Here is a 26,442-nt window from a genome sequence, read left to right as displayed (position 1 = left end):
AAACACGGTGAAGAAAAACAAGCAGGTTCTGCCTCGCGTTGAGAGTGGTCCGCGGCCACTCCTGTCATTTTCAGAAAAACGCAAGGGGAAAGCCCCCAGTCACCTTGCCGATTTGGATCGGGAAGGACGCCGTGCGTTATTGAAAGACCTTGGTTTTCCCGCTTTCCGCGCCGATCAGCTCTCGGTGCATTACTTCGAACACCGCAATGTTGATCCGCAGACGATGACGGATCTTCCGGTGTCGATGCGTGAGGAGCTTGTGACGAAAGTCTTTCCTGTGTTGGTCAGCCGCGTTCGTGATTTGGTTGCCGACGGCGGTGCAACAGTCAAGACGTTATGGAAGCTTTTCGACGGGGCGGTCGTTGAGTCGGTGTTGATGAAGTACCCTGATCGTGCGACTCTATGCATTTCTTCTCAGGCAGGTTGCGGAATGGCTTGTCCATTCTGCGCAACCGGTCAAGGCGGACTGACACGCAATCTTTCAACGGCGGAAATCATTGAGCAGTTGCGGCTGAATATGGTGGCGGCAGAGTCAGGTGTCCTCGGTGAGCCGACTCGCATTACCAACGTCGTCTTCATGGGAATGGGAGAGCCACTGGCGAATTACAAAGCCGTGATGGGGGCGTTGCACCGTATGACCGATCCTGCTCCTGAAGGATTCGGGATGTCGGCCCGTAATGTCACCGTGTCCACTGTTGGTCTGGTCCCGATGATTGACAAGCTCGCGGATAGCGGTTTGCCAGTCACCCTTGCTGTTTCGCTGCACGCTCCCGACAATGAGCTACGAGACGATCTCATTCCGATCAATGAGCGATATAAAACCGGGGAGTTACTCGATGCCGCACGCCGCTACTTCGTTAAGACTCGACGTCGTGTTTCGATTGAGTACGCGCTGATCAAAGACATGAATGACCATAAGTGGCGCGCTGAGCTTCTTGCTGCGGAACTCAATAAACGCGGCCACGGTTGGGCCCATGTGAATCCTATTCCACTCAATCCCACGCCTGGATCAATTTGGACCGCATCCACGGATCACGTCACGCGCACATTTGTTCGCACTCTCCAAGATGCGGGAATTTCGACAACAATTCGTGATACTCGCGGCTCTGATATCGATGGTGCGTGTGGCCAGCTCGCTGCAGAAGTCATCGATCGCGAACATGTTGCTCGCCGGGCAGCGAAAGCTCAAGCGCGTGTGGAGGCACGTCTTGCCTCTCACCAGCAAGTACCGTCAGACCTTGATGATCGCCTCAACGCGAAAGAACGGGAGGAAACTCATGAGTGAGACATTCGTCCATGTACCGGACAAAGAGTTCGGGTATAGCCCGGCACAGGTAGATGCGTTTCTTGCGCAGGCCAAGGATGCCTACTCAGGAAAAGAAAATGTGACTTTCAACGAGGAGTCAATTCGCGCGGTTCATTTCGACTGGGTCAAAGGAGGTTACGATCCGGCGATTGTTGATGCTGCACTGGATCGCATGGAAGCCGCGTTCGTCCAGCGTCGTCGTGCCGATGTGATTGCCCAAGACGGAGAGGATGCATGGCTTTCTGCCGCTTATGGGCAGGCACAGACTCTTTATCCACGTCTGTTGCGCCCCCGGGGTGAACGATTTGCCAACGCCCAAGGACGCGGATATCGCAAGACCGATGTTGACGATCTTCTTGAGCGCGTCTCGGCATACTTTGATGGACACGGTTCTCTGACGTCCTCGCAGGTGCGGACTGCAACGTTTGCTACTGCAAAACGAGCCAAGGCATACGACGAAGCTGTGGTGGATGTGTTCCTCGACCGCGTGGTCAGTGTCCTTCTTGCAGTGGAGTGAAATGAAAGTCGTTATTCTCGGGTCAACCGGTTCAATCGGAACTCAAGCACTGGATGTTATTGCTCGTCATGGCGGTCTTTTCGATGTGGTTGCACTCGCTGCTGGCGGGTCACATGTGCGACTGCTCGCGAAGCAAGCGCATGAGTTCGGCGTCGGAGCTGTGGCATTAGCTGATTCAGCGTCAGTATCGGCGTTCCGTGACGCTTATGAAGCATTGACGAGCGCAGCTCTCCCGCAACTTTTCGTCGGAAAAGATGCTGCGTGCGCAGTGGCGGGTCTTGCCGGCGACGGCGTCGTTCTTAATGGGATCACAGGTTCCGTCGGTCTGCGTCCCACCCTCGCAGCACTGAAGTCTGGCGCGACGCTTGCACTGGCAAATAAAGAATCGCTCGTTGTTGGCGGTGGGTTGATTTCCGATGCATGTGTGCGCCCGGGACAGATTGTTCCAGTGGATTCTGAACATTCTGCGATCTATCAAGCGTTGCGCTCGGGCCGTCATCACAAGGGCTTGACGAGCTTAAACCAGGATGGATACAGCGAGGTTGCGCGCCTGATTCTGACAGCATCGGGTGGCCCATTCAGAAACTTCACCCGCGAGCAGATGGCCCAGGTGAGTGCCGATGAGGCACTCAACCACCCCACCTGGAGCATGGGGCCAGTGGTAACGATCAATTCATCGACCTTGATGAATAAAGGCCTCGAATTAATCGAAGCGTCCTACCTTTTTGACATCGAATCCAGCCGTATTATTCCTGTGGTTCATCCCCAATCGGTCGTACACTCGATGGTTGAATTTATCGACGGTTCCACGATCGCTCAGGTTTCTCCGCCCGATATGCGACTGCCCATTGCCCTGGGGCTTTCTGCTCCGATTCGTTTGGATGATGTTGCCTCGCCCAACTCGTGGCAGAGCGCAACGAGTTGGACTTTTGAACCTCTCGATGAGGAGCGCTTCGAGGCAGTTGCTATGGCGCGTGAGGCCCTTTTGGCCTCCCCACTGCATCCTGCAGTGATGAATGCCGCGAACGAAGAAGCAGTCGATGCATTCTTGGATGGCGCCATCGGCTACCTCGATATCATCTCAACGGTTGGAGAGGTCCTTTCCCGTTTCACGCATCCCGGTGAATTGACCCTAGAAACGGTTCTTGGGGTTGAGGAATGGGCTCGCGCGTGCGCGCACGAGGTGATGGCGTGAGCTTCGTCCTCGGCGTCGTGATCTTCATCATGGGCATCCTTGTGAGTGTTGCCTTACACGAGTTTGGACACTTGATCCCAGCGAAGATCTTCGGTGTCCTCGTCCCACGATATTTTGTTGGGTTCGGACCGACACTAGTGTCGCGTGTGTGGCGCGGAACTGAGTGGGGGATCAAAGCTATCCCTCTGGGCGGATTTGTTTCCTTAGCAGGGATGCTTCCACCGGCTCCTGCAGGCACGAAAATCACCGACGCTGCCGGTCACCCGACGATGGCCGAAGAAGCGCGAATTGAGAGCCGCAACGAAATTCCGGCTGGACAAGAGCACCGTGCTTTTTGGCGCTTGAGTGCGCCCAAGCGGCTCCTTGTGATGTTCGGTGGCCCATTCGTGAATTTTCTTCTCGCCCTCGTCTTTGTCCTTGTGTCAATGTGTGCAATCGGCACTGCGCGTCCCTCAACGACTCTCGCGCAAGTCCACTCGTGCGTCAGCGAGCAATGTGAACAGGCTGCCCCGGGGAAGTTGGCTGGCCTGGAAGTGGGGGATCGTATTGTGTCGTGGAATTCTCACCCTGTGTCATCGTGGGCTGACGTGCAACATGAGATTGCGCTGAGTTCGACGACGTCGGTGCCAGTGGTAGTGGAACGTTCCGGACGCCAGGTGTATATCAACGTCGCCGCTGTTAAAATTCCTGGTCGAAATACTCCCGTTGTGGGAATTTCACCAGCTTTTGTGACTGAGCGTTCCAGCGTGTCGCAGGCACTTGCTGCCACGGGAAACCTCACTGTTGCAACGGCGTCGGTGATTGTCAAACTCCCAGTTGCATTGTGGGACGTCGTCGTCGCGACCGTGACAGGTAGTCCGCGAGATCCTGGCGGAATTGTCGGATTAGTCGGGGTAGCCGACGCTGCAGGTCAGATTGCATCCGCGGATGCGCAACAGTACACATTCACGCAACGAGCAGCTGACATGCTGATGCTTTTGGCATCACTGAATATGTCACTGTTTATTTTCAATCTCTTGCCTCTTCTCCCTCTCGATGGTGGGCACATGGCCGCTGCCCTGTGGGAGATCGTCCGACGGCGATGGGCGATTCTGCGCCGTCGTCCGGATCCAGGGCCAGTAGATACTGCGGCGCTCTGGCCCCTGTCTCAGGCTGTGGTGGCATTCTTTATTGTGATGACTGTGGCGCTGATTGTGGCCGATGTCCTTCACCCTGTGCTCTAAAACCGACTAAAGTGGTGGCGCTACCTGTAAGGAGAAAAGATGAATCCTATTGGACTTGGAATTCCGAGTGTCCGTGAGATTGACGAACCTCTCACTGCTCGCAAAGTGACTCGCCAAATTAGTGTGGGAAATGTTCGTGTCGGCGGCGATGCTCCGGTCTCGGTGCAGTCGATGACCAACACGAAAACCTGGGACATCGGCGCCACTCTCCAACAGATCGCTGCGCTGACGGCAGCGGGTTGTGACATTGTACGAATTGCATGTCCCACTGACAAAGACGCTGAAGCGATCCCGGTGATCGTGGAGAAAAGCCAGATTCCTGTGGTGGTTGATGTCCATTTCCAACCGTCGTACGTTTTTACGGCGATTGAAGCTGGTGCCGGCGTTCGAGTCAACCCTGGCAATATCAAGAAATTTGATAACAAGATTCCCGAGATCGCGGCAGCTGCCAAAGCTCATGGCACCGCGATGCGCATCGGTGTCAATGCCGGTTCGTTAGATCCTCGCTTGCTGAAGAAGTACGGAAAGGCGACTCCAGAAGCACTTGTTGAATCTGCGGTGAATGAAGCGCGTCTCTTCGAAGACGCAGGCTTCTATGATTTCGCGATTTCCGTCAAGCACCACGATCCCGTGACGATGATTAAGGCTTATCGACTCCTGTCTGAAAAGGGCGACTGGCCACTTCATCTGGGTGTGACGGAAGCTGGACCGATGCTTCAAGGCACTGTCAAATCGTCTACCGCGTTTGCTGTCCTGCTATCCGAAGGAATTGGTGACACAATTCGCGTCTCGCTTTCGGCTGACCCCGTGGAAGAGGTCAAGGTCGGCGAACAAATTCTTCGCAGTTTGAATTTGCGTCCAAAGAAGCTTGAAATCGTCTCGTGCCCCTCGTGTGGACGCGCTCAGGTTGATGTGTACTCCTTAGCAGATAAAGTCACTGAAGGACTCAAGGATGTCAGTTTCCCTTTGCGTGTTGCTGTGATGGGGTGTGTGGTTAATGGGCCGGGCGAGGCACGAGAAGCTGACCTCGGCGTGGCCTCTGGCAACGGTAAGGGACAGATCTTCGTTAAGGGCAAGGTTGTCGAAACCGTTGCGGAGGAAGAGATTGTTCAAACTTTGATTCGTCGCGCACGAGCAGTCGCCGAAGAGCTTGGACTCGACGAAGACCCGTCAACGTCACCTGAAGTTCTCGTTTAACGATGTTTTTCTTCTCTCGCCGGTCGGTACGTCGGCTGACCGTCTTCGACCGACCGGCGTTGGTGCGTCTGTATGAGACGGATCCAGTAGCGACAGTGCTTGCCCGTGTTCCTTTGGACAGACGTCGGTCATTAACAAATGCTGTGGGGCTTTTTGATTCTGACGGTTTGCGTAGCGCAGCCTGGAGCACCGGTACGTTGGTGCCCTTTGGATTCGATGAGGGCGGACTCGATGATCTCTCGGCGTACCTGGGGGATTCCGGCTGTGCCGCCTCGTCCATCGTTGGCCCACAAGATCAAGTGATGGGGTTGTGGCATCGCCTTGAGCCACACTGGGGCCAGGCTCGTGAGGTACGCGAAACGCAGTATTCGATGGTTTTCCGCCACACGAGTCAGGTCACACCAGATCCAATGCTTCGTCGAGCCGAGCCGCGAGAAGCGCATCTTGTGTATCCGGCGGCGGTGGCAATGTTTACCGAAGAAGTGGGATACGATCCGTCCGGCCGCTACTATCGCAACCGCGTCGAGCGGCTTATCGCCAACAAGCGAACCTTTGTGCGAATGGGACAGTCGTTGAACGGTCAGCCCCGCGTCGAGTTCAAAGCTGATGTCGGAGCGCTCGCCGGATCAGTTGCTCAGATTCAGGGAGTGTGGGTAGCGCCTGAGCTACGCGGGATGGGAATTGCGAGTGCATGTATGGCGAGAGTCGCACAGATTGTGTCCCGTGAAATTGCTCCAACTGTGAGTCTTTACGTCAACGATTACAATTTGCCAGCCCTACGCGTGTACGAAAAGGCAGGGTTTGTGACTGTCGGACATTTCTCGACTGTTCTTTTGTAACTTCACTGTACCTGCGCGGTAAACTGGGCGTGTGCTGAAAATGTCAAATCTGTTCGTCCGCACGCTCCGCGAGGACCCTGCCGACGCCGAAGTAAATTCTCATAAGTTGCTGGTTCGTGGCGGTTACGTCCGTCGAGTTGCTCCGGGTATCTACACCTGGTTGCCGCTGGGCTTGAAGGTGCTGCGCAAGGTGGAAAACATCGTTCGTGAGGAGATGGATGCCGCGGGCGCTCAAGAGATGCTGTTTCCTGCTCTGCTTCCACGCGAGCCTTACGAGGCGACTAATCGTTGGGAAGAGTACGGTCCGAACCTTTTCCGTTTGAAGGATCGCCGCGATAACGACTACCTCCTCGCGCCTACGCACGAAGAAATGTTCACTGTGGCCGTGAAGGACATGTACTCTTCGTACAAGGAATTGCCTGTCACGCTTTACCAGATTCAAACGAAGTACCGTGATGAAGCCCGCCCTCGTGCGGGAATCATTCGCACGCGTGAATTCATCATGAAGGACGCTTATTCGTTCGATATCGATGATGACGGTTTGGCAGCGTCTTACGAAAACATGCGTGCTGCCTACCAAAAAGTTTTTGACCGACTCGGTTTGCCAGTGGCAATCTGTTCGGCAACGTCGGGCGCCATGGGCGGATCGCGTTCGGAAGAGTTCCTTTTCCCATGTGCAATTGGCGAGGATACATTCGTGCGTTCAGCCGGCGGCTACGCTGCAAATACAGAAGCAGTGACAACTCCGCAACTACCCGAGCAAGATTACTCCGGCGTCGCCGAAGCCACAGCTGTGACCACCCCGAATGCCAAGACGATCGATGACCTGGTCGGTGTACTCAACGACGTCGCTCCTCGTGCTGATCATCCGTGGGAAGCCCGCGACACTCTCAAGAACGTCGTCGTCACTTTCACACATCCAGATGGGGAGCGAGAACTTGTCGTCCTTGGTGTCCCCGGCGATCGCGAAGTCGATCTCAAACGTGTGGAAGCAAATGTTGCTCCTGCTGAAGTCGAGATTGCCACGCCTGAAGATCTCGCCAAGCACCCTGAGCTTGTGGCAGGCTACATTGGCCCGCGTTCGATTGGCCCGAACTCGCCTGCTCGCGTTACGGACGAGGAAGGCAACATCTCTGGTTCTGTGCGTTACTTGCTCGACTCGCACGTGGCGAAGGGCAGTGCATGGATCACCGGTGGTGACCAGCATGAAACCCACCTGATCAACATGGTCTACGGTCGTGATTTCGTTGCCGATGCCATGATTGAGGCTGCGGAAGTCCGTGCAGGTGACGAAGCTCCTGACGGATCAGGCCCCTTGTCCATTGAGCGTGGCATTGAAGTTGGACATATTTTCCAACTCGGTCGCAAATACGCAAAGGCACTTGATCTGAAGGTGCTTGACCAAAATGGCAAGGCTCAGGTTGTCACGATGGGCTCCTACGGTATTGGTGTTTCGCGTGTGATGGCGTCTCTCGCGGAGCTCAACTGCGATGAGAAGGGACTCGTGTGGCCAACACACATTGCTCCAGCGCAGGTTCATGTCCTTGCCACAGGTAAGGGTGAGGAAGTTTTTGAGACCGCTGAACGCATTGCTGGCGAAGTCGAAGCCGCCGGCTACGAAGCAATAATTGATGATCGTCGCAAGGTTTCAGCGGGAGTGAAGTTCGCAGATTTCGAACTCTTAGGTATGCCCTACGGCGTCGTCGTGGGACGTGGATTGAAGGACGGAGTGGTGGAGATCCGCGATCGCCGTGAAGGAACAGCGGTTGAGGTCTCTGTTGACGACGTAGTGGAGAAGGTTCTCGAACTTCTTCAGTGAGTGATCAGGTGCGGGAGGGCCTTGTCCTTCCCGCACCTGATTTTGCGTAGCTCGCGTGAGTTTAGTGTTTTTCTAATCCCGGAAGTGGCCCTAGCTTAGGTGCTCCCGGGATCGCTTGCATTTGGCTTCCCAGTGCAAGGAGCGCATCTGTTTCTTTCGCGTCAGCGTGATGTGCCATCCGAAGCATTCGCGAATAGAGAAGGTCGTATGCCGCTCGGGGGATGTCATGGTTGATGGGCTGATATGGCGGGCGAGTATCCTGCACCCCTGAGGCGAGTGCCCCGTGAATAATGTCATTGAGTGTGGAGATTAGTGCTCGTTTTTCTTCCTCTCCGGATCCGCGGGTTCGTGCCGTCCAAACCTCAAGCCATTCACGTGCAGTCTCAATATCTCCAACGGCCTCAGGTGAGCTGGCAAGCCGTGTCAGTGCATCGACGTCGGGGAGCGCACGTTGCTGGTGAAGGTGTGCTGAAGCTGCAAAAGCAATCGACATCCCGAGCTCACGATCAGCCTGAAACGATGCTCCGCGTTTGACGATGTCGGTTAAGAGTTCGCGATCCGAGCCGCGGAAGTGGTGAGGTGATGGATTGGCATGACCGTGTGGAGCACGGTCTTCCGGCCACGCGCGCCAGACACTCCTAAGAGCTTTTTCCCAGACGACGGCTTCATTGGCGATGGACGTTTTTGTCAGCGCGTGGACGCGAAGAGCAAGCTCTTGTCGGGAGGTTTCCTGTGCCGACGACGGTTGCGGATCGATTGTGTGTGTATCGAGTCGTACACCCATCACAAGCATAACCACCACGAATACCAGAGCAGCAACCATCAGTGTACTAACAAAACGAATGCGTGATCCCATAGGGGCAATTTTGCCACAAAGGGCCTCTCGTTCCGGTAGGGACGGTACGCTTATCAGTATGGCGAATGATCAAAACCAAGAAATTTTTAATCTCCTGGCACCGTCGGTGGCACAGGCGGGTCTCTACCTTGAGGCTGTTAAAGTTGTTCGCGCCGGAAAACACACGAGCGTGCGCGTCATCGTTGACCTCGAATCGGGGCCTGGGGGAGTAGACAGCGACGCACTGGGCGATGTCACTCGTGAAATTTCAGCCGTGCTCGATCAAAACGATCCCATCAGTGGTCCATACACCCTGGAGGTCTCCTCTGCGGGTGCTGAGCGGAAACTGACCACGCCGCGTCACTTCTCGCGTGCGATTGGCCACCTTGTGAATGTTGTGTTGGAATCTGGAAACATTCAGGGGCGGGTTTTGTCCGTGAGCGATGATAAAATGTTGCTTCGCATTGAATCGAAAAGCGCTGAGGAACGTGAGATCCTTTTCTCGCAGGTCCGCAGCGCGAAAGTGGTGCTCGAGCTGAAGAAGCCTGAAGGAGAGTAAACGTGGACATTTCGCTAAACGAGCTGAAGGTTGTTGAGTCTGAGCTCGGCGTGAGCTTGGATATTCTTCTGGGAGCGATCGAGGATGCCCTCATCCACGCCTACTTGCGTGTTCCGGGGGCTGTGCGTGGTTCGCGCGTCGAGCTTAACCGCACCACTGGCAAAGTCACCGTATGGGCTCCTGAACTTGATGAAGAGGGCAACAAGATCGGCGAGTTTGATGACACTCCCAATGATTTTGGACGAATTGCAACTGCGACTGCCCGTTCAATCATTGCCCAGCGCCTTCGTGATGCCGAATCAAAGCGTATCCTCGGCGATTTTGCCGGCCGTGAAGGTCAGATCGTCTCCGGCGTCGTTGATGGCCCTGCGAATAATCACCCCGAATCGCGCGATCTGTTCATCGAACTTGGTGAAAACAGAGGAATCTTGCGTGGAGAAGAGCAAGTAGCGTCAGAGCATTACCGCCATGGCGACTTGATCCGTGCGCTTGTCCTTGACATTTCAGTTGGTCAACGCGGGGCATCGATCCGTTTGTCTCGTTCGCACCCTGATTTTGTCCGTCGATTGTTCGAAACTGAGGTTCCGGAGATTTCTGATGGCATCGTTGAGATTGTCGCCCTGGCTCGCGAAGCCGGTCACCGATCGAAGATTGCTGTGTGGTCCAATGATCCCGCCGTTGGTGCAAAGGGTGCATCTATTGGTCATAACGGTCAACGTGTTCGTGCAGTCACGCAGGAACTGAACGGTGAGAAGATCGACGTCGTGGATTACGACGATGATCCAGCAGTATTTGTGGCGGCCGCACTTTCACCCGCCAAGGTCGTGCGTGTGGATATCCTCAACAAAGATATGCGTCAAGCTCGTGCAATCGTCCCTGATGACCAGGCTTCTCTTGCAATTGGCAAAGAAGCACAAAATGTTCGCTTGGCTGCAAAACTGACAGGATGGTCGATTGATATTCGCAAAGCGAGCGAAGAAACAACGGACTAACTGACTTTCGTTTTGACGTGAGTGTGTTCACCTCAAGGTGAGCACACTCATTGTCTTTTTGTCCGTTTTATGGGATAGAATGTATCGCGTATGTGCTCTTCTCAGTGTGCGCCAACGCGCGAACCGGTTCGGACTTGTGTCGGTTGTCGGGAGAAGAGTACCCAGCGAGCACTCATACGTTTGAAGCTCGTGGCTGGTCAAGTCATGGCAGATAACGAGGGTGCGATTCCAGGGCGAGGGGCGTGGATTCATCCCGTATCGTCCTGCTATGACATCGCGCAAAAGCGTCACGCTTTCGCCCGTGCGTTTAAAACGCAATCGGCGGATACGCGCGCTTACGCGCATTGGTTAAACGAACGAGGCTCTCAGGCCTCTACTTCACACGAAGGCGGGTAGGAAAGCTATGGAAACCCGATGAGTATCCAGCGATGAGCTACCAGAAATAGGCCCGCGTATGCGGGCCATGACAAAGGAGAAATGTGGCAAAGGTCCGCGTACATGAACTCGCCAAAGAAATCGGCGTGACAAGCAAGAAGCTGCTTGAAACGTTGAAGGCAAATGGTGAATTCGTCAAAAGTGCGTCCTCATCGATTGAGGCGCCCGTTGTGCGTATCGCACGCGAATATTACGAAAAGCATCCCGAAGAACTTGACTCTGCTCCTGCTTCGAAGAAGGAAGCGCCGAAGGCTGCTCCGGCAAAAGCGGCTCCAGCGAAAGTGACTCCTGCAAAAGCAGCTCCGACCACCGCTGAAAAGGCAGAAGAGAAGACCACGCCTACCCCTGAGGCACCGGCGTCCCCGGCGAAGAAACCGGCTCCGAAGCCAGGGGCAACGAATGCGCCCAAGCCTGGCTCTCATAACAAGCCAGCCCCGCATAAGCCTCAGGCACAGGCGAAACCCGAAGCTGTGAAAGACACTCCCAAGCCGAAGCGCGCAGTTGCCACGCCTGGTGAAGCTCACCGCAGCGCTGAGGCAGCTCGTGACGCGGTTGCCCCGCGTCCACAGCGTCGAGGCCCGCGTCCAGGGAATTCGCCGTTTGCTTCACATCAGGGAATGAATTCTGGCCGCAAGGGCCCTCGCCCGGGAAATTCGCCTTTCGGTTCGAACCAAGGAATGGGCACGCGTGGCAAACCAGGTGCAGGAAAGCCTGCTGGGGCTGGTAAGTCGGGTGGTCAAAGCGCTCAAGGTGGACAGAATGCAGGCGCAGGTTCGCGCCGCTCGGGTACACCAAAGCCAGGCGCACGTCGTCCGTCGCCAGCTCTGATGCCTGACCAGATGCCGACGCCGTCGAATGATTCGCGTGGTGGCCGCGGCGGTCGCGGCGGTCGCGGTGGACATGGTGGCGCGAGTAATCGTCCGGGTAGCGGTTTTACCCGCAGTGGTGGCAAGGCTCGCGGTGGTTCAACTGCCGGTGCATTCGGCCGTGGCGGCAAGTCGCGTGGACGTAAGAAGCAAAACAATAAGCGCGAGTTTGAAGAGCAAAGCTCGCCAATGTTGCAAGGCGTTCAGGTGCCCCGTGGTGACGGCTCGACCATCGTGCGTGTCCGTCAAGGTGCATCGCTGGCTGACTTCGCTGAGAAGATTCAAGCTGATCCCGCAGCACTCGTGACTGTTCTTTTCCGCATGGGCGAAATGGCCACTGCCAACCAGTCTCTCGATGAGGATACGTTCCAGCTGCTGGGTGCGGAGCTCGGATACGATATCAAGATCATGTCTGTGGAGGACGAGGACCGTGAGATCCTTGAAGCCTTCGATATCGACCTCAAGGCCGAAGAGGCTGAGCAAGATCCGGATCGTCTCAAGCCACGTCCCCCGGTTGTTACCGTCATGGGCCACGTCGATCACGGTAAGACCAAGCTTCTTGACGCGATCCGCCATGCGGATGTCGTTGAAGGCGAAGCTGGCGGTATTACTCAGTCCATTGGTGCATACCAAACACATGTGGACGTCGAGGGTGAACGTCGTACGATCACCTTTATCGATACCCCAGGTCACGAGGCGTTCACACAGATGCGTGCGCGTGGTGCAGACGTAACGGACGTCGCCATCATCGTCGTCGCTGCAAACGACGGCGTGATGCCACAGACCGTTGAGGCAATTAACCACGCGAAGGCTGCTGAAGTGCCGATCATCGTGGCAGTGAACAAGATCGATCTTCCTGAGGCGAACCCCGGTAAGGTTCGTGCTCAGCTTACTGAGTACGAATTGGTGGCTGAAGAATACGGCGGAGATGTTCCGTTCGTCGATATCTCGGCAAAGAAGAAGATCGGTATCGAAGAGCTTCTCGCCCAGGTCATTACGACCTCGGATATTTTGGTGACGCCGCAGGCAGATCCGGAAGGCCCGGCTCGTGGTGTGGCGATTGAAGCGAAGCTTGACCAGGGGCGCGGCTCGGTCATCACCGCTCTCGTCCAGAACGGCACGTTGAAGATCGGCGACTCCGTCGTGGTCGGTACTGCTTACGGCCGCGTTCGTGCGATGGCTGACGAATGGGGCCATCGTATTGAGGAGGCAGGTCCGTCGCGTCCGGTGCAGATGCTCGGTTTGACCTCGGTTCCTGGTGCAGGTGATCAACTGATCGTGGCTGAAGATGACCGCACTGCGCGACAGATTGCTGAGCGTCGTGAAGCTGCTAAGCGCGCTGCAACCTTGGCCAAGCGTCGCAAGCGTATCTCGCTTGAAGACCTCACTGCTGCCATTGAAGAGGGCAAGATTGAGCATCTCAACCTCATTATCAAGGGTGACTCGTCAGGTTCCGTTGAAGCTCTCGAATCGTCACTGTACGAAATTGAAGTTGGCGATGGCGAAGTTCAGCTTAACGTCATCCACCGTGGCGTGGGTGCAATCACTCAGTCCGACGTTGACCTTGCCACCGTTGATAATGCCGTGATCATTGGCTTCAATGTTCGCCCGGCGGAGCGCGTGCAGGAACTTGCTGACTCTGAAGGCGTCGAGATGAAGTTCTACAACGTCATCTACGATGCAATCGATGAAGTTGAGTCTGCGATGAAGGGCAAGCTCAAGCCGATTTACGAAGAGCATCAGTTGGGCTCGGCAGAGATTCGCCAAGTCTTCCGCTCAGGCAAATTCGGCAACATCGCTGGATCGATCGTGCGAAAGGGAACCATCAAGCGCGGCACCAAGGCACGCCTTGTTCGCGATGGTTCCGTCATTGCGCCTGATCTGGAAATCCAGTCACTTCGCCGCGAAAAAGACGATGTGACCGAAGTCCGCGAAGGTTACGAGTGTGGTATCACACTGGGCTACAAGGACATCAAGGAAGGCGACATTATCGAGACATGGGAGATGCGCGAAATCCCGCGTGACTAATCGATGAATGACCAATGAACGTGGGCGGCTGCGGCCGCCCACGTTCACAATAAGGAGGAATTGATGACGAATCCACGCGCCGCAAAAGTGGCCGAACGTATTCGCGAAGTTGTTGCTCGCCTGCTCGATTCAGGTGTGAAGGATCCACGTTTAGGAATGGTGACGGTGACCGATGTCCGCGTGACGGGTGATCTGCAACATGCTACCGTGTTCTACACCGTCTTCGGAGGCGAAGAGCAAGCTCGCCAGAGCAAAAAGGCCCTCGACTCAGCCAAGGGGATGCTGCGTTCACATGTGGGGAAGCAACTGGGCTTGCGCCTGACCCCTAGCTTAGATTTTGTGCTTGATGCTTTGCCGGAAACTGCTCGTTCGCTCGAGGATGTGCTCACTGCCGCCCGCTTCCGTGATGAGAAGATTCGTCAGGCAGCGCAGGGAGCAACTTATGCAGGTGATGCGGATCCCTATAAGAAACCGCGCGATGCTGACGATGCTGAATCGGCACGTTCAGGCGATGATGATGAGGATCGTGGCTAATGCGCACTGAGCGCCGTCAAATGCCGTGGGGTGATCTCCCACGCGCGACACAGGTTGCGCCGGACGGAATTGTCCTGATCGACAAGCCCTCCGGCGTGACATCTCACGACGTCGTCGGTGCGGTTCGTCGTTTGGCGGGCACACGAAAAGTTGGACATGCGGGCACCCTCGATCCCATGGCAACAGGTTTGCTGGTGATTGGGATTGGTCGAGCGACAAAACTCCTCACCTATATCACTGGCCACGATAAGACATACGAGACACGCATCGCTTTTGGTGCCACTACCTCAAGTGAGGATGCCGACGGGACTGTGGGGGAATGGCACAGTACTGAGGGATTGACACTCGGCGCTGTTGATACGGCAATGGCTGATCTAACGGGCGATATTCTTCAGCGCCCATCGTCAGTTTCTGCCATCAAAATTGATGGCAAACGTGCTCATGAGTTGATGCGTGAAGGTATCGATGTTCAGATCCCTGCGCGCCGTGTACACATCGCAGAATTTGCTCGGACTAGTGAGCTGACGGAATCAATGTTTTCCGATGTGAGCGGCGAATATCGCATTATGGAGATGGAAGCAGTGGCATCCGTGAGCTCGGGAACCTACATTCGCGCTCTTGGGCGTGATCTTGGCGAGGCGCTTGGGGTTGGTGCGCACCTACGTATGCTCCGACGTACTCGCGTGGGAGCATGGAATATTACCCAGGCGCAGACTATCGAGCACCTCGCGGAGTATGTCGCTGGCGGTGAGACCATCCCATGTCTGGGAATTGATGATGTCTGTGCTGATGTGTTCGACGTGATCGAGATCAGCGAAGCTGAAGCAGTTTTGTTGGGGCGCGGACAGTTTATCAATCAACGCTCTGCCAGCTCATGGCCAGCAGTTGCCGTTCATGAGGGACATGCGATCGCTCTCGTTTCGCCACGTGCAGGAAAGCTCAAACCGGATCTGCAAATTCGTATTGCAGCACCGTCGGTACAGTAATTTTTTTCATCGTTTTCAAATCGTTTGCTGCTTTCACTAACGGTCGGTCTCTTCTTCTGAGCAGGCGTAGCATCGATATCCCGGGCGATGATGTCCGGCGACTCGATAACGAACGAGGAGATGAAGTGATTCCTGATTACTGTGTTCCCGATCTGGCACAGACTGGCTCGACGACGGCGGTTATCGCTCTCGCCGCACTTGTGATGGTCACAATTGGTGCAGTAGCGGTGGTTCGCCGCCGACGTGGTGCTATTGCTGCTGTCATGGTGCTGGCCTTTGTGAGCGTTGGTCTGGTTGCTCACGTTCCTGGTGCTTCGGCGTCGGCGGGAGAGAAATCGTGCCCTGCCGGTTACCACTACGACGCATCCAAGGATTCCCATAAGACCACCAAGCCCGCGCCGGCACCGAGCGCCACCTCGGCGCCGAAAGCGCCGCATACAGCCACACCTCGTTCGAATGCGGATGAAAGATGGATGACACCGCAAACAACCTTCACTTTGAAGATGGATGGTTCAAGTGGCCTCGATACCCCTGGTGACAAGCTTGTGAACTGGGATATTGCGAAGAAAACTATTCGTGCCTATATGAACGCTCCCAAGGGAATTGCGAATAAGAAAGAGTCTGCCTACATTCGCGATGTCACGGCGATTACCGAAGCTGCGTCAGCAAAGATCGCAGATGTTTGCCGCACGCAAGTAGCCGCAGGGAAGAAACCTGCAGCCGTGTTTGACGCTGATGACACCACCCTATGGACGTATGACATGGAAGATTCATTCATGAATTTCAACTTCACTGTTGACAAGCAAAATGCGTGGTTTGCCAAGCATGATCTTCCGGCAACCCCGGGAATGGTCAAACTCGTGAAGAAAGTTCGCAGCGCTGGCTGTGAGATTATCGGCTTAACGGGACGCAAAGATTCCCAAAAAGAAGCCACACTCGCTAACCTGGCACGTGCGGGGTATGTGGACGAGGCAGGAAAGCCGATTTTTACGGCTGATAAGTACTTCACCAAGTTTGATCATGGCGCCGCGATTCCTGAATATCTGGTCAAGCAAGGATACTGTGAAGTATCGAAGGGCAAGTGTTCAACGGTGGCCTTCAAGGCGGGTACCCGTCGCCATATCCAGGATGATTTGGGCTACGTTATTGCAGGAAACTTTGGCGATCAGTGGTCGGATCTCCAGGGTGGTGCTGCGCTTGAATGGGTCAAGTTGCCTAATGCAACTTACTACTTGCCGAGCAAGAATTTGAATGATGAGTGGGAAGCGAAAGACCGCGCTGCTGGAATGGCACCAAGCGTGGCGACCTACACTCTCGCTGCTGATGGCTCGAGCGGCTCAGCTGCGGGCGTCAAAGATACTGACATCCCCAATATGGATGTTGTGAAGGCAACGATTCGTTCCTACTACAACGCAAAGCAGAACGACGCTGGCGCGTACGTGGCTAACAAGGCGAAGTCCCCGTACATCACCGAGATGGAGAAACTCACCTCTGCTGCTACAGACAAGGTTGTTCACGCCTGCCGCGCTGGAGTCCAAGCTGGAAAGAAGCCGGCTATCACCCTTGATGCAGATGACACAACGGTGTGGACCTACGATATGGAAGAGGCGATGGAGTTCAACTTCACTCCTGAATTCCAGAAGGCGTATTTGGAAACGCACGATCTTCCGGCAACACCTGGCATGGTTAAACTTGTGACAGCAGCGAAGAATGCTGGTTGTGAGATTATCGGTCTGACAGGTCGTTCGACTTCGCAAAAGGCGTGGACATTGCGCAATCTGTTCGCTGCGGGCTATCCCGGATTCACCGAGAGTCTGTACTTCACCAAGCCATCTTCAGATCCAGCGAAGGTACCGTCTTATGTAACATGCGCGGGAGAGAAGTGTACAACCGTTGAGTTCAAGTCTGGTACCCGTGGTCATATTGAAAAGGATCTGGGATACACAATCGTCGGTAATTTCGGTGATCAGTATTCCGACCTGATCGGTGGACATGCGGACAAGGCATTTAAGTTGCCGAACCCGACCTATTACTTGCCGTAAACACATGATCAAATGTGTGGGTGATGCCTCTCATGTGTCACCCACACATTTCTTTTATCACTCTGCTTTTATGTGTTTTGTGAGACTTGTACCTGGGGCTTCTCCCTCTGGCACTACTTTTTGTAAAAAGTTAAACTGATGGGTATGAGTGAAAACATGATCGAAATCCAGCCAGCATCGTCTGGTTGTGGATGTGGTGGTAAAGGCAAGGCACACGCGCAAGGCGGGCATATCCACGGTAGCGGACATGGGCACGGACGTAGTGGTTGTGGTTGCGGAGGCAAGGGCCGTCACCACGGTGTACGCAGTGAAATGACCCCTGCGTCGGCTCCAGACGACATGTCCGATGGCCGCTCACAGCTCGGGCTTCGCTCGAAGTGAAGCGCTGGTTTAACGCTGCCGATGTACCCGACGATCTCGAATCAGTGGTGACGATCGGTGTTTATGATGGTGTTCATCGTGGGCATCAGGCGATTTTGAATGAGACTATTCGTCAGGCTCGCGCGCGCGGTGTTCAGGCAGTAGTTCTTACCTTCGCTCCGCATCCTGCGACTGTTCATGCCCCGCAGACCCCAATGGCTTTGATCACGTCTCTCGAAGATCGGCTCGATCGGCTCGAAGCGATGGGAATCGATGGGGTACTTGTCCAGCAATACACCCTCAAATACGCAAGCGTCAGCCCAGAAGAGTTTGTTACGCAACAGCTGTGCGGAGTCCTCGGAGCGCAGGCTGTCGTCGTCGGCAAAGACGTCCGTTTTGGGGCAGGAAACTGCGCCGACGGTGATACTCTCGTTGCGCTGGGGGAGCGTTACGGTTTTGACGTCACTCTTGTTGATGATCTGCTTGCAGACGATGGCAGGCGATTCTCGTCGTCATGGATTCGTCAGCTTCTTGCGCAGGGGGACGTTGCCGGGGTAGCGAAAGTCTTGGGACGTCCGCATCGGATTGTGGGGGAAGTCAGGCATGGCTTCCAGCGCGGGCGTGAACTTGGCTTTCCTACCGCTAACCTCTACGGTGACGGCTTAGGCGAAATTCCTGCCGATGGCGTCTATGCGGGGTGGCTGATTCAACGAGGGCCGGCTAATACGCGCGTCTATCTGCCGGCGGCAATATCTGTTGGCTCAAATCCCCAGTTCAGTGGTGAAATTCGTACGGTGGAGGCGCATGTCCTGGGTCGTTCCGATTTGAATTTGTATGGGCAGACAGTGGCGATCGAATTCGTTGATCGGATTCGATCGATGATGACATTCGATTCACTTGATGGTTTGCTTGAGCGGATGGACGAGGATTTACGTCAGAGCGCGGAGATTCTTGGAGTTCCAGTGTCATCACGAGTCGATCCCACCCAGGTGACAGCACACTAATACGGGTGCCACCAAAAAGTGAGGGGTGCGGCGTGGAATTTCTCCCCGCCGCACCCCTCACTCAGTGCAATGATCAAGCAACGATTGCGTGCTCATCGTAGTGATCGCCGTCAGCATGGTGAAGATGACCATCGTGGACGTAATCGATGTGATCCCCGTGCTTAACGGCATCATGGCCGCAGCCTTCACTGTGGGTGTGCTCAGCCATGGTGTGCTCAGCAATGTGCTCATCGTAGTGGTCGCCATCGACGTGGTGGAGGTGACCATCGTGGATGTAATCGACGTGGTCGCCGTGGTTGATCAGGTCGTGGCCGCAGCCTTCGCCGTGGGTATGCTCTGCGAGGGTATGCTCAGCATGTTCGTGTACTGACATGGGGGTTCTCCTTAGTTATTTATCGACGTGTGAGTGTGTGGCTCAGCAGTGTGGAGGAGGGCATCTTCCACGATATGAGCCACGTGGTGATCTGCGAGTTCGTATCGCACGCTCATTCCTTCTCGAATAGCAGTGACGATTCCAGCTTCACGGAGCACTTTGAGGTGTTGGGATGTGAGGGGCTGGGCCATTTCTGTTGCTTGCGCGAGTCCGGAAACGGTCATCGGCTCCTTAATCATCAGAGTGACGAGTGCAAGGCGCTTGGGGGAACCCAGAGCCTTGAAGAGCGCAGCAGTCTCAGCGAGTGCATCGCACTGGCTGCGTTCTTCGGTTGCGTTTGTCTTGCTCATGGTTCTAGTTTGCCAGGCTTATTAGGATATTGCAAGAACCTAATAAGGTGGGTATTATTCTCAATAAGGTTTCCCTTGGCAAAACGATGACGTGACTGCCGTGGTCGTATTTGTGGCGGCGATTTTAGCCTTGGAGTGACGACGTGGGTGACGTCACCAGGGGAAGGCGAGTGTGACGTCGTCGCGCTTTGGATGACTGTGGTAGCCTAGAAAGGCCGTCTGCCGGCCACGGAATGTCATGCTCGGGTGAACATGCCCCGGGCTCCGTGCAACGATCAAGGAGAAACGTATGGCTCTCGAAAAAGAGCGCAAGGATGCCATCATTGCTGAGTACGCAACACACGAGGGCGATACTGGCTCCCCAGAGGTTCAGGTTGCAATTCTGACTGAGCGTATCAAGGACCTCACTGAGCACTTCAAGTCGCACAAGCACGATCATCATTCGCGCCGCGGCCTCATGCTGCTCATTGGTAAGCGCAAGCGCCTTCTTCGTTACCTTGCGGAAGAGGATATCGAGCGTTACCGTTCGCTGATCTCACGCCTCGGCATTCGCCGCTGAGGTAGCAAAGACGGCCCGAAGAAATTCGGGCCGTCTTTCCACGCGTCGTCACTTCACATGTGAAGTGAGCGCAGTACATTCATCTTGAGGAAACTCGTTGTCTCCCTGAAATAAGGGATCTGGGTTCACGCCCAAAGAAGAAACATCCCCCGGTTGTCGGTTGTGGTTCGCGCACAGTAGTACCCACTATGTGCGCGAATGACAAACGATGGCCGAAGGATTTAAAGAAAAGAAGGAGGTCCCATGGAGGGTCCTGAAATCAAGTTTGCTGAAGCCGTTATCGATAACGGCTCATTCGGCACTCGCACTATTCGTTTTGAAACTGGTCTGCTCGCACAGCAGGCTGCTGGCGCCGTCATGGCTTACCTTGACGGAGAAACCGTTGTTCTCTCCACGACAGCTGTTTCAAGCCAGCCTAAGGAGCATTTCGACTTCTTCCCACTCACTGTGGATGTCGAAGAGCGTTCCTACGCTGCAGGCCGTATCCCAGGTTCGTTCTTCCGTCGTGAAGGCCGTCCGAGCACTGATGCTATCCTCGCTGCTCGCCTGATCGACCGCCCACTTCGTCCAGGCTTTGTTAAGGGCCTGCGCAACGAAGTGCAGGTCATTGAAACCGTTCTTTCGGTTCATCCTGATGATGCATACGACGTACTGGCAATCAATGCTGCCTCGGCATCGACTCAGCTCTCCGGTCTGCCGTTCTCAGGCCCAGTTGGCGGTACCCGCATGGCACTCATCGATGGTCAGTGGGTTGCTTTCCCACGTTTCAGTGATCTTCCGCGTGCGACTTTCATCATGGTTGTTGCAGGCCGCATCGTGGGCGACGACGTCGCCATCATGATGGTCGAAGCTGAGGGCGGCGAAAATGCACTGGCGAATATCGCTGCCGGTGGCACCAAGCCAACTGAAGAAGTTGTTGCTGGTGGTCTTGAAGCTGCCAAGACCTTCATCCGTGTTCTGTGTGAGGCTCAGTCGGAGCTCGTTGCTCAAGCTGGAAAAGAAACACGCGAATTTCCGCTGTTCCCTGACTACACTCCTGAAGAGTTCGACGCGACAGGCGAGAAAGTCCAAGGTCACTTCGAAGACCTGTGGGGAATCAAGGACAAGCATGAGCGTGACAATCGCCTTGGCGAGATCACTGCTGAAATTGTCCAGGCCCTTGCTGAGGAATTCCCTGAGCGCGAGCAAGCGCTGACTTCTGCAGTGAATTCCCACTGGAAGCAGGAGATGCGCCAGCGTGTTTTGACCACTGGTGAGCGCATGGACGGCCGAACGCCCGTGGAGATTCGTACCATCACTGCGCAAGCGGGGATCCTTCCGCGCGTTCATGGTTCAGCTCTGTTCCAGCGCGGCGAAACCCAAATCATGGGTGTCACCACCTTGAACATGCTCAAGATGGAGCAGCAGATCGATAACCTGACACCTGTCACGCACAAGCGTTACATGCACCACTACAACTTCCCGCCGTACTCAACTGGTGAGACCGGTCGTGTTGGTTCGCCGAAGCGTCGCGAGATTGGCCATGGTATGCTCGCCGAGCGTGCATTGGTTCCAGTATTACCCTCGCGCGAAGATTTCCCATATGCCATTCGTCAGGTATCGGAAGCACTCGGTTCGAACGGCTCGACCTCGATGGGCTCGGTGTGTGCTTCGACCATCTCGTTACTCAATGCAGGTGTCCCCTTGAAGGCTCCTGTTGCAGGTATCGCCATGGGCCTGATCTCGGGAACAATCGACGGTGAACAGCGTTACGTTGCACTGACCGATATTCTCGGTGCAGAAGACGCTCTGGGCGATATGGACTTCAAGGTTGCCGGCCCGCGTGACTTCGTCACAGCACTTCAGCTTGATACCAAGCTTGATGGTATCCCGGCTGAAGTTCTCGCAGCCGCACTTTCACAGGCTCGTGATGCCCGTCTCGCGATCCTCGATCTCATCGAGCAAGCTGTTCCGGAAGTTGAGGAGATGGCGGAGACTGCTCCTCGCATTATCACCGTGAAGATCCCTGTGGACAAGATTGGTGAAGTCATCGGACCCAAGGGCAAGATGATTAACCAGATCCAGGATGACACTGGTGCTGAGATCACAATCGAAGAGGACGGCACCGTCTTCATTGGCGCGACAAACGGTTCTTCTGCTGAAGCTGCTCGTGCAACAATCAACCAGATTGCTAACCCGCAGATGCCTGAGGTAGGCGAGCGTTTCGTTGGTACTGTTGTGAAGACCACCACATTCGGCGCATTCGTCTCCCTTTCACCGGGTAAGGACGGCCTGCTCCACATTTCGCAGATTCGCCGACTCGTTGGTGGCAAGCGTGTGGAGAATGTCGAGGACGTCCTCAACGTCGGCGACAAGGTCGAAGTTGAGTTGGCTGAAATTGATGCCCGCGGCAAGCTCTCCCTCCATGCTGTGCTGACCGAAGAGCAGCTTGAGGCAGAGAAGGCAGCAGAGGCTGAGCACAAGTCGTCTGGTGAAGACAAGGGTGACAAGCGCGAGCGTCGCCCGCGTCGTCGCACTCGTACTCGTTCACATGACGAAGACTGAGTAAGTTGAGCGTAGGGCCCGGGAATATTGTTTCCCGGGCCTTTGCGCACATTTCACTGAAGTTCGCGGCTGATAAGGCTAAGTGCTTCCGTATTTTTAATCTGTTGAGCAACCTGCGCGGATGCATCATCGTGATGATTGAGCGTGGGGAGCGTGACTGCCCTTGGAGAGATTTCGATGTTTACCCGTATTGCGCTCACTAATGACCACAGTGATATCCGCTTTGAAGAGAACGGCGTGATTGGTCGCCGCTCAATCCTTCCCGGTGGAATTCGCGTTCTCAGCGAAAAAGTCCCAGGTCAACGATCGGTTTCTTTGGCACTGTGGATCGGTGCTGGGAGTCGTGACGAAGCTCCCGGCCACGAAGGATCCACACATTTCCTCGAACATCTTCTCTTCAAGGGCACTCATACACGCACGGCCCGAGAGATTTCTGAACTTGGCGATTTTCTTGGCGGAGCGATGAATGCGTCTACTGCGCGTGCCTATACCAATTATTATGGCCGTGTTTTTGCCGACGATCTCCCTCAGCTCCTTGAGCTCCTGATCGACATGGTCACTGCTTCTCGCTTGGACGAAGCCGATATGGAACTCGAACGCGGTGTGATCCTTGAAGAGCTGGCTGCCTCGGAAGACGATGTTTCTGAGGTGGCTGAACAAGCGATCCTTCCACTCGTCTGGGGACAGCATCCGCTGGCACGCCCGGTCGGAGGCTCTCGAGAAGCTGTACGTGCTCTGGCTCCCGAGGCAATGCGCTCGCATTATCGCGCAAACTACCGTTCCGATGAGCTTGTCGTAACGGCAGCAGGCGACGTCGATCACGATGCTTTGTGTGCGATGGTTCTTGCGCTATTAGAAAACTCTGGCTGGGATTTGACCCCAGGCGTTGCGCCCCAAGCTCGCCGTCGGGGAGAGGATATCGTCTACGCTACGGGTGGTGAAAACATGATCGCTCACCCAGGACGTCAAACCGCTGTCGTTGTCGGTATGCCGGGCTTAACTCTTTCCGACGCTGATGAGCAAGCAGCGATCGTGCTCGACACAGTCCTGGGTGGTGGGCAATCATCTCGAATGTTCCAAGAAGTTCGTGAAAAGCGTGGATTGGCCTACTCCACTTATTCGTGGATGATGTCGAACCCAGAAGGTGGCATCTTTGCGCTCGAAGCTCAGTGTCAGCCCGATGTCGCACACGAAGTTGCCCACGTGATGCAAGAATGTCTCAACGACGTTGCCGCCAACGGAATCACCGAGCAAGAGCTACTGACCTCGTTCCATCAACGCCGTGCGCAGCTGGTATTTTCTGCTGAAACGAACGGGTTCCGTCGTTCACGTTTGGGATTTGCTGAACTCATCCGCGGCGAAATTTGGTCAATCGAAGAAAATTTGCAAGCGGCAAAGTCTGTCACCTGTCATGATGTTCAGCAGCTGGCTCAGCGCTTGGCAGCCGGTCCTCGTTCGCTTGTGATCGCTGGAGAGCAGTAAAGAGCGATTCGACGTTAGGCTGGGGCACAGCTGTGCGTGTCTTCGGGCAGAGTCACCCACCACAGGTGCTCAGTGATCTGTGCGCCGGATATTTCTGCCGAACGTCGCAATGGTCGGGGAACGAAACCCGTTTGGGAGAGCACGGAGGTCATAGCGTCGTTTCCCGCGATGGCCCAGGTATGGATTTCTGTTGCACCTTCTTCGCGTGCAATATCAGTTAACGCAGCCATCAGACGTGCCTCGTGACCGGCCGATGCAAAGCGAGGATCGACGTCGAAGTTTGTGATTTCAAACGCGACGCGCGGCGAACCTGTCTCAGGATCGTACCCATCGACTTGATCACCGTCGAGAATGTACGGATCGGAAGGAGCCATTGCAGCAAATCCCTCCACCTGTTGGCCAGATAATGCGACGAGCACACAGTGTTTCGCAGAAGGCAGGTGCATCAGAGTGTTTTTCCACGCTGCAATCAAATCTGTGGCGGTGAAAGCGAATGCATCGTCGCGGATGTGGGCGTCTGTCCCGCTGCGCACCGCTGCAGGTAGCGTCGTCGCTTGAATCGTTCCGATAGCTTCGGCGTCGGAGGGGAGAGCTGGACGAACTGACTGCTTTATTTCTAACACAGCCCTATTCTCTCACGGCTTGCTCATTGAGTCGTAGGCAATTCGTGAGAGAATGGGGCTGTGACTAAAGAGAAACTGCCGGCACCCCTTGCGCCGGATACTGTAAGAATTGTTCCCTTGGGCGGCATCGGGGAAATCGGCCGCAACATGACCGTTTTCGAATGTAACGGACGCCTTCTCGTGGTTGATTGCGGCGTGCTGTTTCCAGAGGAGAACCAGCCTGGAATCGATCTGATTCTTCCTGATTTCACCTATATTAAGGATCGCCTCGACGATATCGACGCCATCGTTCTCACCCACGGACATGAGGACCATATCGGTGGTGTGCCGTATTTGCTTCGCATGAGGAACGATATTCCCCTGGTTGGCTCAGAACTGACGATCGCGCTCATTGAGTCCAAACTCGCAGAGCATCGCATCACCCCCTACACCTTAGTGGTGAAAGAAGGCGATGTTGAACAACTTGGCGCCTTTGAGTGCGAGTTCATTGCCGTTAACCACTCCATTCCAGATGCGTTAGCAGTGCTCATGAAATCAGCAGGCGGGACTATTCTTCACACTGGTGATTTCAAGATGGATCAACTTCCGCTTGACGGGCGTGTGACCGATTTGCGTGCTTTTGCTCGCGCTGGCGAAGAGGGCGTTGATCTGTTTATGGTGGACTCCACGAATGCTGAAATTCCAGGGTTTATCCGTTCGGAAGCTGAGATAGGGCCGGTGATCGAGTCCGTTTTCGCTCAGGCAACTGGTAAGGTCGTTGTCGCTTCTTTCGCTTCTCATGTCCATCGAGTTCAACAAGTGCTCAACGCTGCGCACAAATACGGCCGCAAGGTATGTTTTGTTGGCCGTTCGATGGTGAAGAATATGGGGATAGCAGCCGATCTGGGCTACCTTGAGGTGCCGGAGAACACGCTGATCGATCTGAAGAAATCAGATTCGGTTCCACCTGAGCAGATTTGCTATATGTCGACCGGTTCCCAGGGCGAACCCATGGCTGTGCTGTCGCGCATCGCTTCGGGAACACATAAATCGATTTCCGTGGGTCCAGGCGACACAGTTATCTTGGCGTCCTCTCTCATTCCAGGTAACGAGAATTCTGTGTTTGGTCTGATTAATCGGATGACCAAGCTCGGAACGAACGTTGTTCACAAGGGCAATGCCCGTGTACACGTCTCCGGGCACTGTGCTGAAGGAGAATTGCTCTACGCCTACAACATCGTTGAACCAATCAACGTCATGCCAATCCACGGTGAGCCGCGTCATCTCGTGGCGAACGGAAAGCTCGCTGTGAAGACGGGCGTCCCGCCTGAAAATGTGGTCTTAGCTGAAGACGGAACGGTGATTGACCTCCATGACGGGATGACCAAGATCGTCGGAAAAGTCGATGTTGGTCTTGTGTTTGTTGACGGCTCGTCGGTTGGCGAGATCTCGGAGGCAGACCTCACCGACCGGCTCACTTTAGGGGCTGAGGGCTTTATCTCGATCTTTGCTGTAGTCGATGGACAAGAACGCACCATCCTCACAGGTCCTCATATTCAGGCACGTGGTATGGCTGAAGACGATTCCGTATTCGAGGATATTCAAGATGACGTCACTGAGGCTCTTCAAAAGGCTGTGCTCAATGAGTCCAATACGCCATACCAAATGCAGCAAGCGATGCGACGCGTGATTGGCCGATGGGCTGCGCGTAAGCTTCGCCGTTCTCCGATGATCTTGCCGACGGTCATCGAAATGTGACACGCGTGAAGGATGAGCTAAAGAGACGAGCGAAAAG

The 26,442-nt window shown here is 55.0% G+C and carries 24 protein-coding genes; 20 read left to right on the top strand and 4 right to left on the bottom strand.

The features are described from left to right. Window positions 1–7: 7 nt before the first annotated feature. The 7 genes from rlmN to P7079_RS05425 are packed head-to-tail and all read left to right on the top strand — an operon-like array spanning window position 8 to window position 8,096. The gene (gene rlmN / locus P7079_RS05455; protein WP_278012278.1) at window positions 8–1,285 is read left to right on the top strand and encodes a dual-specificity RNA methyltransferase RlmN; all 1,278 of its coding nucleotides are present in this window, start codon (window positions 8–10) and stop codon (window positions 1,283–1,285) included. Then, window positions 1,278–1,823, top strand: coding sequence for a DivIVA domain-containing protein (locus tag P7079_RS05450; protein ID WP_278012277.1), 546 nt, complete (start codon window positions 1,278–1,280; stop codon window positions 1,821–1,823). The genes rlmN and P7079_RS05450 overlap by 8 nt, the downstream gene beginning before the upstream one ends. A 1-nt stretch (window position 1,824) precedes the next feature. Beyond that, a complete protein-coding gene (gene dxr / locus P7079_RS05445; RefSeq protein WP_278012276.1) occupies window positions 1,825–3,018 on the top strand; it encodes a 1-deoxy-D-xylulose-5-phosphate reductoisomerase in 1,194 nt (397 codons plus the stop codon). Then, window positions 3,015–4,241, top strand: coding sequence for a M50 family metallopeptidase (locus tag P7079_RS05440; protein WP_278012275.1), 1,227 nt, complete (start codon window positions 3,015–3,017; stop codon window positions 4,239–4,241). The genes dxr and P7079_RS05440 overlap by 4 nt, the downstream gene beginning before the upstream one ends. Before the next feature lie 39 nt (window positions 4,242–4,280). Next, complete coding sequence (gene ispG / locus P7079_RS05435) at window positions 4,281–5,438, top strand: flavodoxin-dependent (E)-4-hydroxy-3-methylbut-2-enyl-diphosphate synthase (RefSeq protein WP_278012274.1); 1,158 nt, start codon at window positions 4,281–4,283, stop codon at window positions 5,436–5,438. A gap of 2 nt (window positions 5,439–5,440) precedes the next feature. After that, window positions 5,441–6,277 (top strand): GNAT family N-acetyltransferase, encoded by an 837-nt coding sequence (locus P7079_RS05430; protein WP_278012273.1) that lies wholly within the window; start codon window positions 5,441–5,443, stop codon window positions 6,275–6,277. Between the two features lie 40 nt (window positions 6,278–6,317). Further along, window positions 6,318–8,096, top strand: coding sequence for a proline--tRNA ligase (locus P7079_RS05425; protein ID WP_278013614.1), 1,779 nt, complete (start codon window positions 6,318–6,320; stop codon window positions 8,094–8,096). A gap of 61 nt (window positions 8,097–8,157) precedes the next feature. On the opposite strand, the gene P7079_RS05420 is transcribed toward P7079_RS05425, so the two are convergent. Then, on the bottom strand, window positions 8,158–8,952 hold the full coding sequence (locus P7079_RS05420) for a hypothetical protein (RefSeq protein WP_278012272.1): 795 nt from the start codon (window positions 8,950–8,952) through the stop codon (window positions 8,158–8,160). Between the two features lie 58 nt (window positions 8,953–9,010). On the opposite strand from P7079_RS05420, the gene P7079_RS05415 reads away from it, so the two are divergent. The 9 genes from P7079_RS05415 to P7079_RS05380 all read left to right on the top strand — a co-directional run bounded on the left by P7079_RS05415 (window position 9,011) and on the right by P7079_RS05380 (window position 18,737). Continuing rightward, window positions 9,011–9,490 (top strand): ribosome maturation factor RimP, encoded by a 480-nt coding sequence (locus P7079_RS05415; protein ID WP_278012271.1) that lies wholly within the window; start codon window positions 9,011–9,013, stop codon window positions 9,488–9,490. Window positions 9,491–9,492: 2 nt separating this feature from the next. Beyond that, a complete protein-coding gene (gene nusA / locus P7079_RS05410; RefSeq protein ID WP_278012270.1) occupies window positions 9,493–10,482 on the top strand; it encodes a transcription termination factor NusA in 990 nt (329 codons plus the stop codon). A 90-nt stretch (window positions 10,483–10,572) separates the two neighbouring features. Beyond that, complete coding sequence (locus P7079_RS08495) at window positions 10,573–10,878, top strand: YlxR family protein (RefSeq protein ID WP_376986584.1); 306 nt, start codon at window positions 10,573–10,575, stop codon at window positions 10,876–10,878. Window positions 10,879–10,961: 83 nt separating this feature from the next. Continuing rightward, window positions 10,962–13,811: a translation initiation factor IF-2 gene (gene infB / locus P7079_RS05405; RefSeq protein WP_278012269.1), complete on the top strand. Its 2,850-nt coding sequence runs from the start codon at window positions 10,962–10,964 to the stop codon at window positions 13,809–13,811. Window positions 13,812–13,874: 63 nt separating this feature from the next. After that, window positions 13,875–14,345 (top strand): 30S ribosome-binding factor RbfA, encoded by a 471-nt coding sequence (gene rbfA / locus P7079_RS05400; protein ID WP_278012268.1) that lies wholly within the window; start codon window positions 13,875–13,877, stop codon window positions 14,343–14,345. Further along, the gene (truB, locus tag P7079_RS05395; protein ID WP_278012267.1) at window positions 14,345–15,331 is read left to right on the top strand and encodes a tRNA pseudouridine(55) synthase TruB; all 987 of its coding nucleotides are present in this window, start codon (window positions 14,345–14,347) and stop codon (window positions 15,329–15,331) included. The genes rbfA and truB overlap by 1 nt, the downstream gene beginning before the upstream one ends. A gap of 125 nt (window positions 15,332–15,456) precedes the next feature. Beyond that, on the top strand, window positions 15,457–17,373 hold the full coding sequence (locus P7079_RS05390) for an HAD family acid phosphatase (protein ID WP_278012266.1): 1,917 nt from the start codon (window positions 15,457–15,459) through the stop codon (window positions 17,371–17,373). Between the two features lie 144 nt (window positions 17,374–17,517). Further along, window positions 17,518–17,754, top strand: coding sequence for a hypothetical protein (locus tag P7079_RS05385; RefSeq protein WP_278012265.1), 237 nt, complete (start codon window positions 17,518–17,520; stop codon window positions 17,752–17,754). Continuing rightward, on the top strand, window positions 17,751–18,737 hold the full coding sequence (locus tag P7079_RS05380) for a bifunctional riboflavin kinase/FAD synthetase (protein WP_278012264.1): 987 nt from the start codon (window positions 17,751–17,753) through the stop codon (window positions 18,735–18,737). The genes P7079_RS05385 and P7079_RS05380 overlap by 4 nt, the downstream gene beginning before the upstream one ends. A 73-nt stretch (window positions 18,738–18,810) precedes the next feature. On the opposite strand, the gene P7079_RS05375 is transcribed toward P7079_RS05380, so the two are convergent. Then, on the bottom strand, window positions 18,811–19,110 hold the full coding sequence (locus tag P7079_RS05375) for a hypothetical protein (RefSeq protein ID WP_278012263.1): 300 nt from the start codon (window positions 19,108–19,110) through the stop codon (window positions 18,811–18,813). 11 nt (window positions 19,111–19,121) lie between these two features. Continuing rightward, entirely contained in the window at window positions 19,122–19,460 is a 339-nt protein-coding gene (locus P7079_RS05370) for an ArsR/SmtB family transcription factor (protein ID WP_278012262.1), read from the bottom strand. A 289-nt stretch (window positions 19,461–19,749) separates the two neighbouring features. Between P7079_RS05370 and rpsO the strand changes: the two genes are divergently transcribed. The 3 genes from rpsO to P7079_RS05355 all read left to right on the top strand — a co-directional run bounded on the left by rpsO (window position 19,750) and on the right by P7079_RS05355 (window position 24,045). Further along, window positions 19,750–20,019 carry a 30S ribosomal protein S15 gene (gene rpsO / locus P7079_RS05365; protein ID WP_278012261.1) on the top strand — a complete coding sequence of 90 codons (270 nt, stop codon included), beginning with the start codon at window positions 19,750–19,752 and terminating at the stop codon, window positions 20,017–20,019. A gap of 243 nt (window positions 20,020–20,262) precedes the next feature. Beyond that, window positions 20,263–22,563: a polyribonucleotide nucleotidyltransferase gene (locus tag P7079_RS05360; RefSeq protein WP_278012260.1), complete on the top strand. Its 2,301-nt coding sequence runs from the start codon at window positions 20,263–20,265 to the stop codon at window positions 22,561–22,563. Between the two features lie 153 nt (window positions 22,564–22,716). Further along, window positions 22,717–24,045: a M16 family metallopeptidase gene (locus P7079_RS05355; RefSeq protein WP_278012259.1), complete on the top strand. Its 1,329-nt coding sequence runs from the start codon at window positions 22,717–22,719 to the stop codon at window positions 24,043–24,045. Window positions 24,046–24,059: 14 nt separating this feature from the next. On the opposite strand, the gene P7079_RS05350 is transcribed toward P7079_RS05355, so the two are convergent. Continuing rightward, entirely contained in the window at window positions 24,060–24,668 is a 609-nt protein-coding gene (locus P7079_RS05350) for a GNAT family N-acetyltransferase (RefSeq protein WP_278012258.1), read from the bottom strand. A 147-nt stretch (window positions 24,669–24,815) separates the two neighbouring features. Between P7079_RS05350 and P7079_RS05345 the strand changes: the two genes are divergently transcribed. Then, window positions 24,816–26,405: a ribonuclease J gene (locus P7079_RS05345; RefSeq protein WP_278013613.1), complete on the top strand. Its 1,590-nt coding sequence runs from the start codon at window positions 24,816–24,818 to the stop codon at window positions 26,403–26,405. Window positions 26,406–26,442: the final 37 nt, after the last annotated feature.

This window comes from Arcanobacterium canis (assembly GCF_029625435.1).
In the GTDB taxonomy this organism is placed as follows: Bacteria; Actinomycetota; Actinomycetes; order Actinomycetales; family Actinomycetaceae; genus Arcanobacterium; species Arcanobacterium canis.
The sequence above is the reverse complement of the archived record's forward strand: the minus strand, read 5'-3'. Positions and strand labels throughout refer to the sequence as shown.

Coding starts and splice junctions, on each gene's coding strand:
- P7079_RS05450 (WP_278012277.1), top strand. CDS start 1,278: ATGAGTGAGACATTCGTCCATGTACCGGACAAAGAGTTCGGGTATAGC.
- dxr (WP_278012276.1), top strand. CDS start 1,825: ATGAAAGTCGTTATTCTCGGGTCAACCGGTTCAATCGGAACTCAAGCA.
- ispG (WP_278012274.1), top strand. CDS start 4,281: ATGAATCCTATTGGACTTGGAATTCCGAGTGTCCGTGAGATTGACGAA.
- P7079_RS05430 (WP_278012273.1), top strand. CDS start 5,441: ATGTTTTTCTTCTCTCGCCGGTCGGTACGTCGGCTGACCGTCTTCGAC.
- P7079_RS05425 (WP_278013614.1), top strand. CDS start 6,318: ATGTCAAATCTGTTCGTCCGCACGCTCCGCGAGGACCCTGCCGACGCC.
- P7079_RS05420 (WP_278012272.1), bottom strand. CDS start 8,952: ATGGGATCACGCATTCGTTTTGTTAGTACACTGATGGTTGCTGCTCTG.
- P7079_RS05415 (WP_278012271.1), top strand. CDS start 9,011: ATGGCGAATGATCAAAACCAAGAAATTTTTAATCTCCTGGCACCGTCG.
- P7079_RS08495 (WP_376986584.1), top strand. CDS start 10,573: ATGTGCTCTTCTCAGTGTGCGCCAACGCGCGAACCGGTTCGGACTTGT.
- rbfA (WP_278012268.1), top strand. CDS start 13,875: ATGACGAATCCACGCGCCGCAAAAGTGGCCGAACGTATTCGCGAAGTT.
- truB (WP_278012267.1), top strand. CDS start 14,345: ATGCGCACTGAGCGCCGTCAAATGCCGTGGGGTGATCTCCCACGCGCG.
- P7079_RS05385 (WP_278012265.1), top strand. CDS start 17,518: ATGAGTGAAAACATGATCGAAATCCAGCCAGCATCGTCTGGTTGTGGA.
- P7079_RS05375 (WP_278012263.1), bottom strand. CDS start 19,110: ATGTCAGTACACGAACATGCTGAGCATACCCTCGCAGAGCATACCCAC.
- P7079_RS05370 (WP_278012262.1), bottom strand. CDS start 19,460: ATGAGCAAGACAAACGCAACCGAAGAACGCAGCCAGTGCGATGCACTC.
- rpsO (WP_278012261.1), top strand. CDS start 19,750: ATGGCTCTCGAAAAAGAGCGCAAGGATGCCATCATTGCTGAGTACGCA.
- P7079_RS05360 (WP_278012260.1), top strand. CDS start 20,263: ATGGAGGGTCCTGAAATCAAGTTTGCTGAAGCCGTTATCGATAACGGC.
- P7079_RS05345 (WP_278013613.1), top strand. CDS start 24,816: ATGACCGTTTTCGAATGTAACGGACGCCTTCTCGTGGTTGATTGCGGC.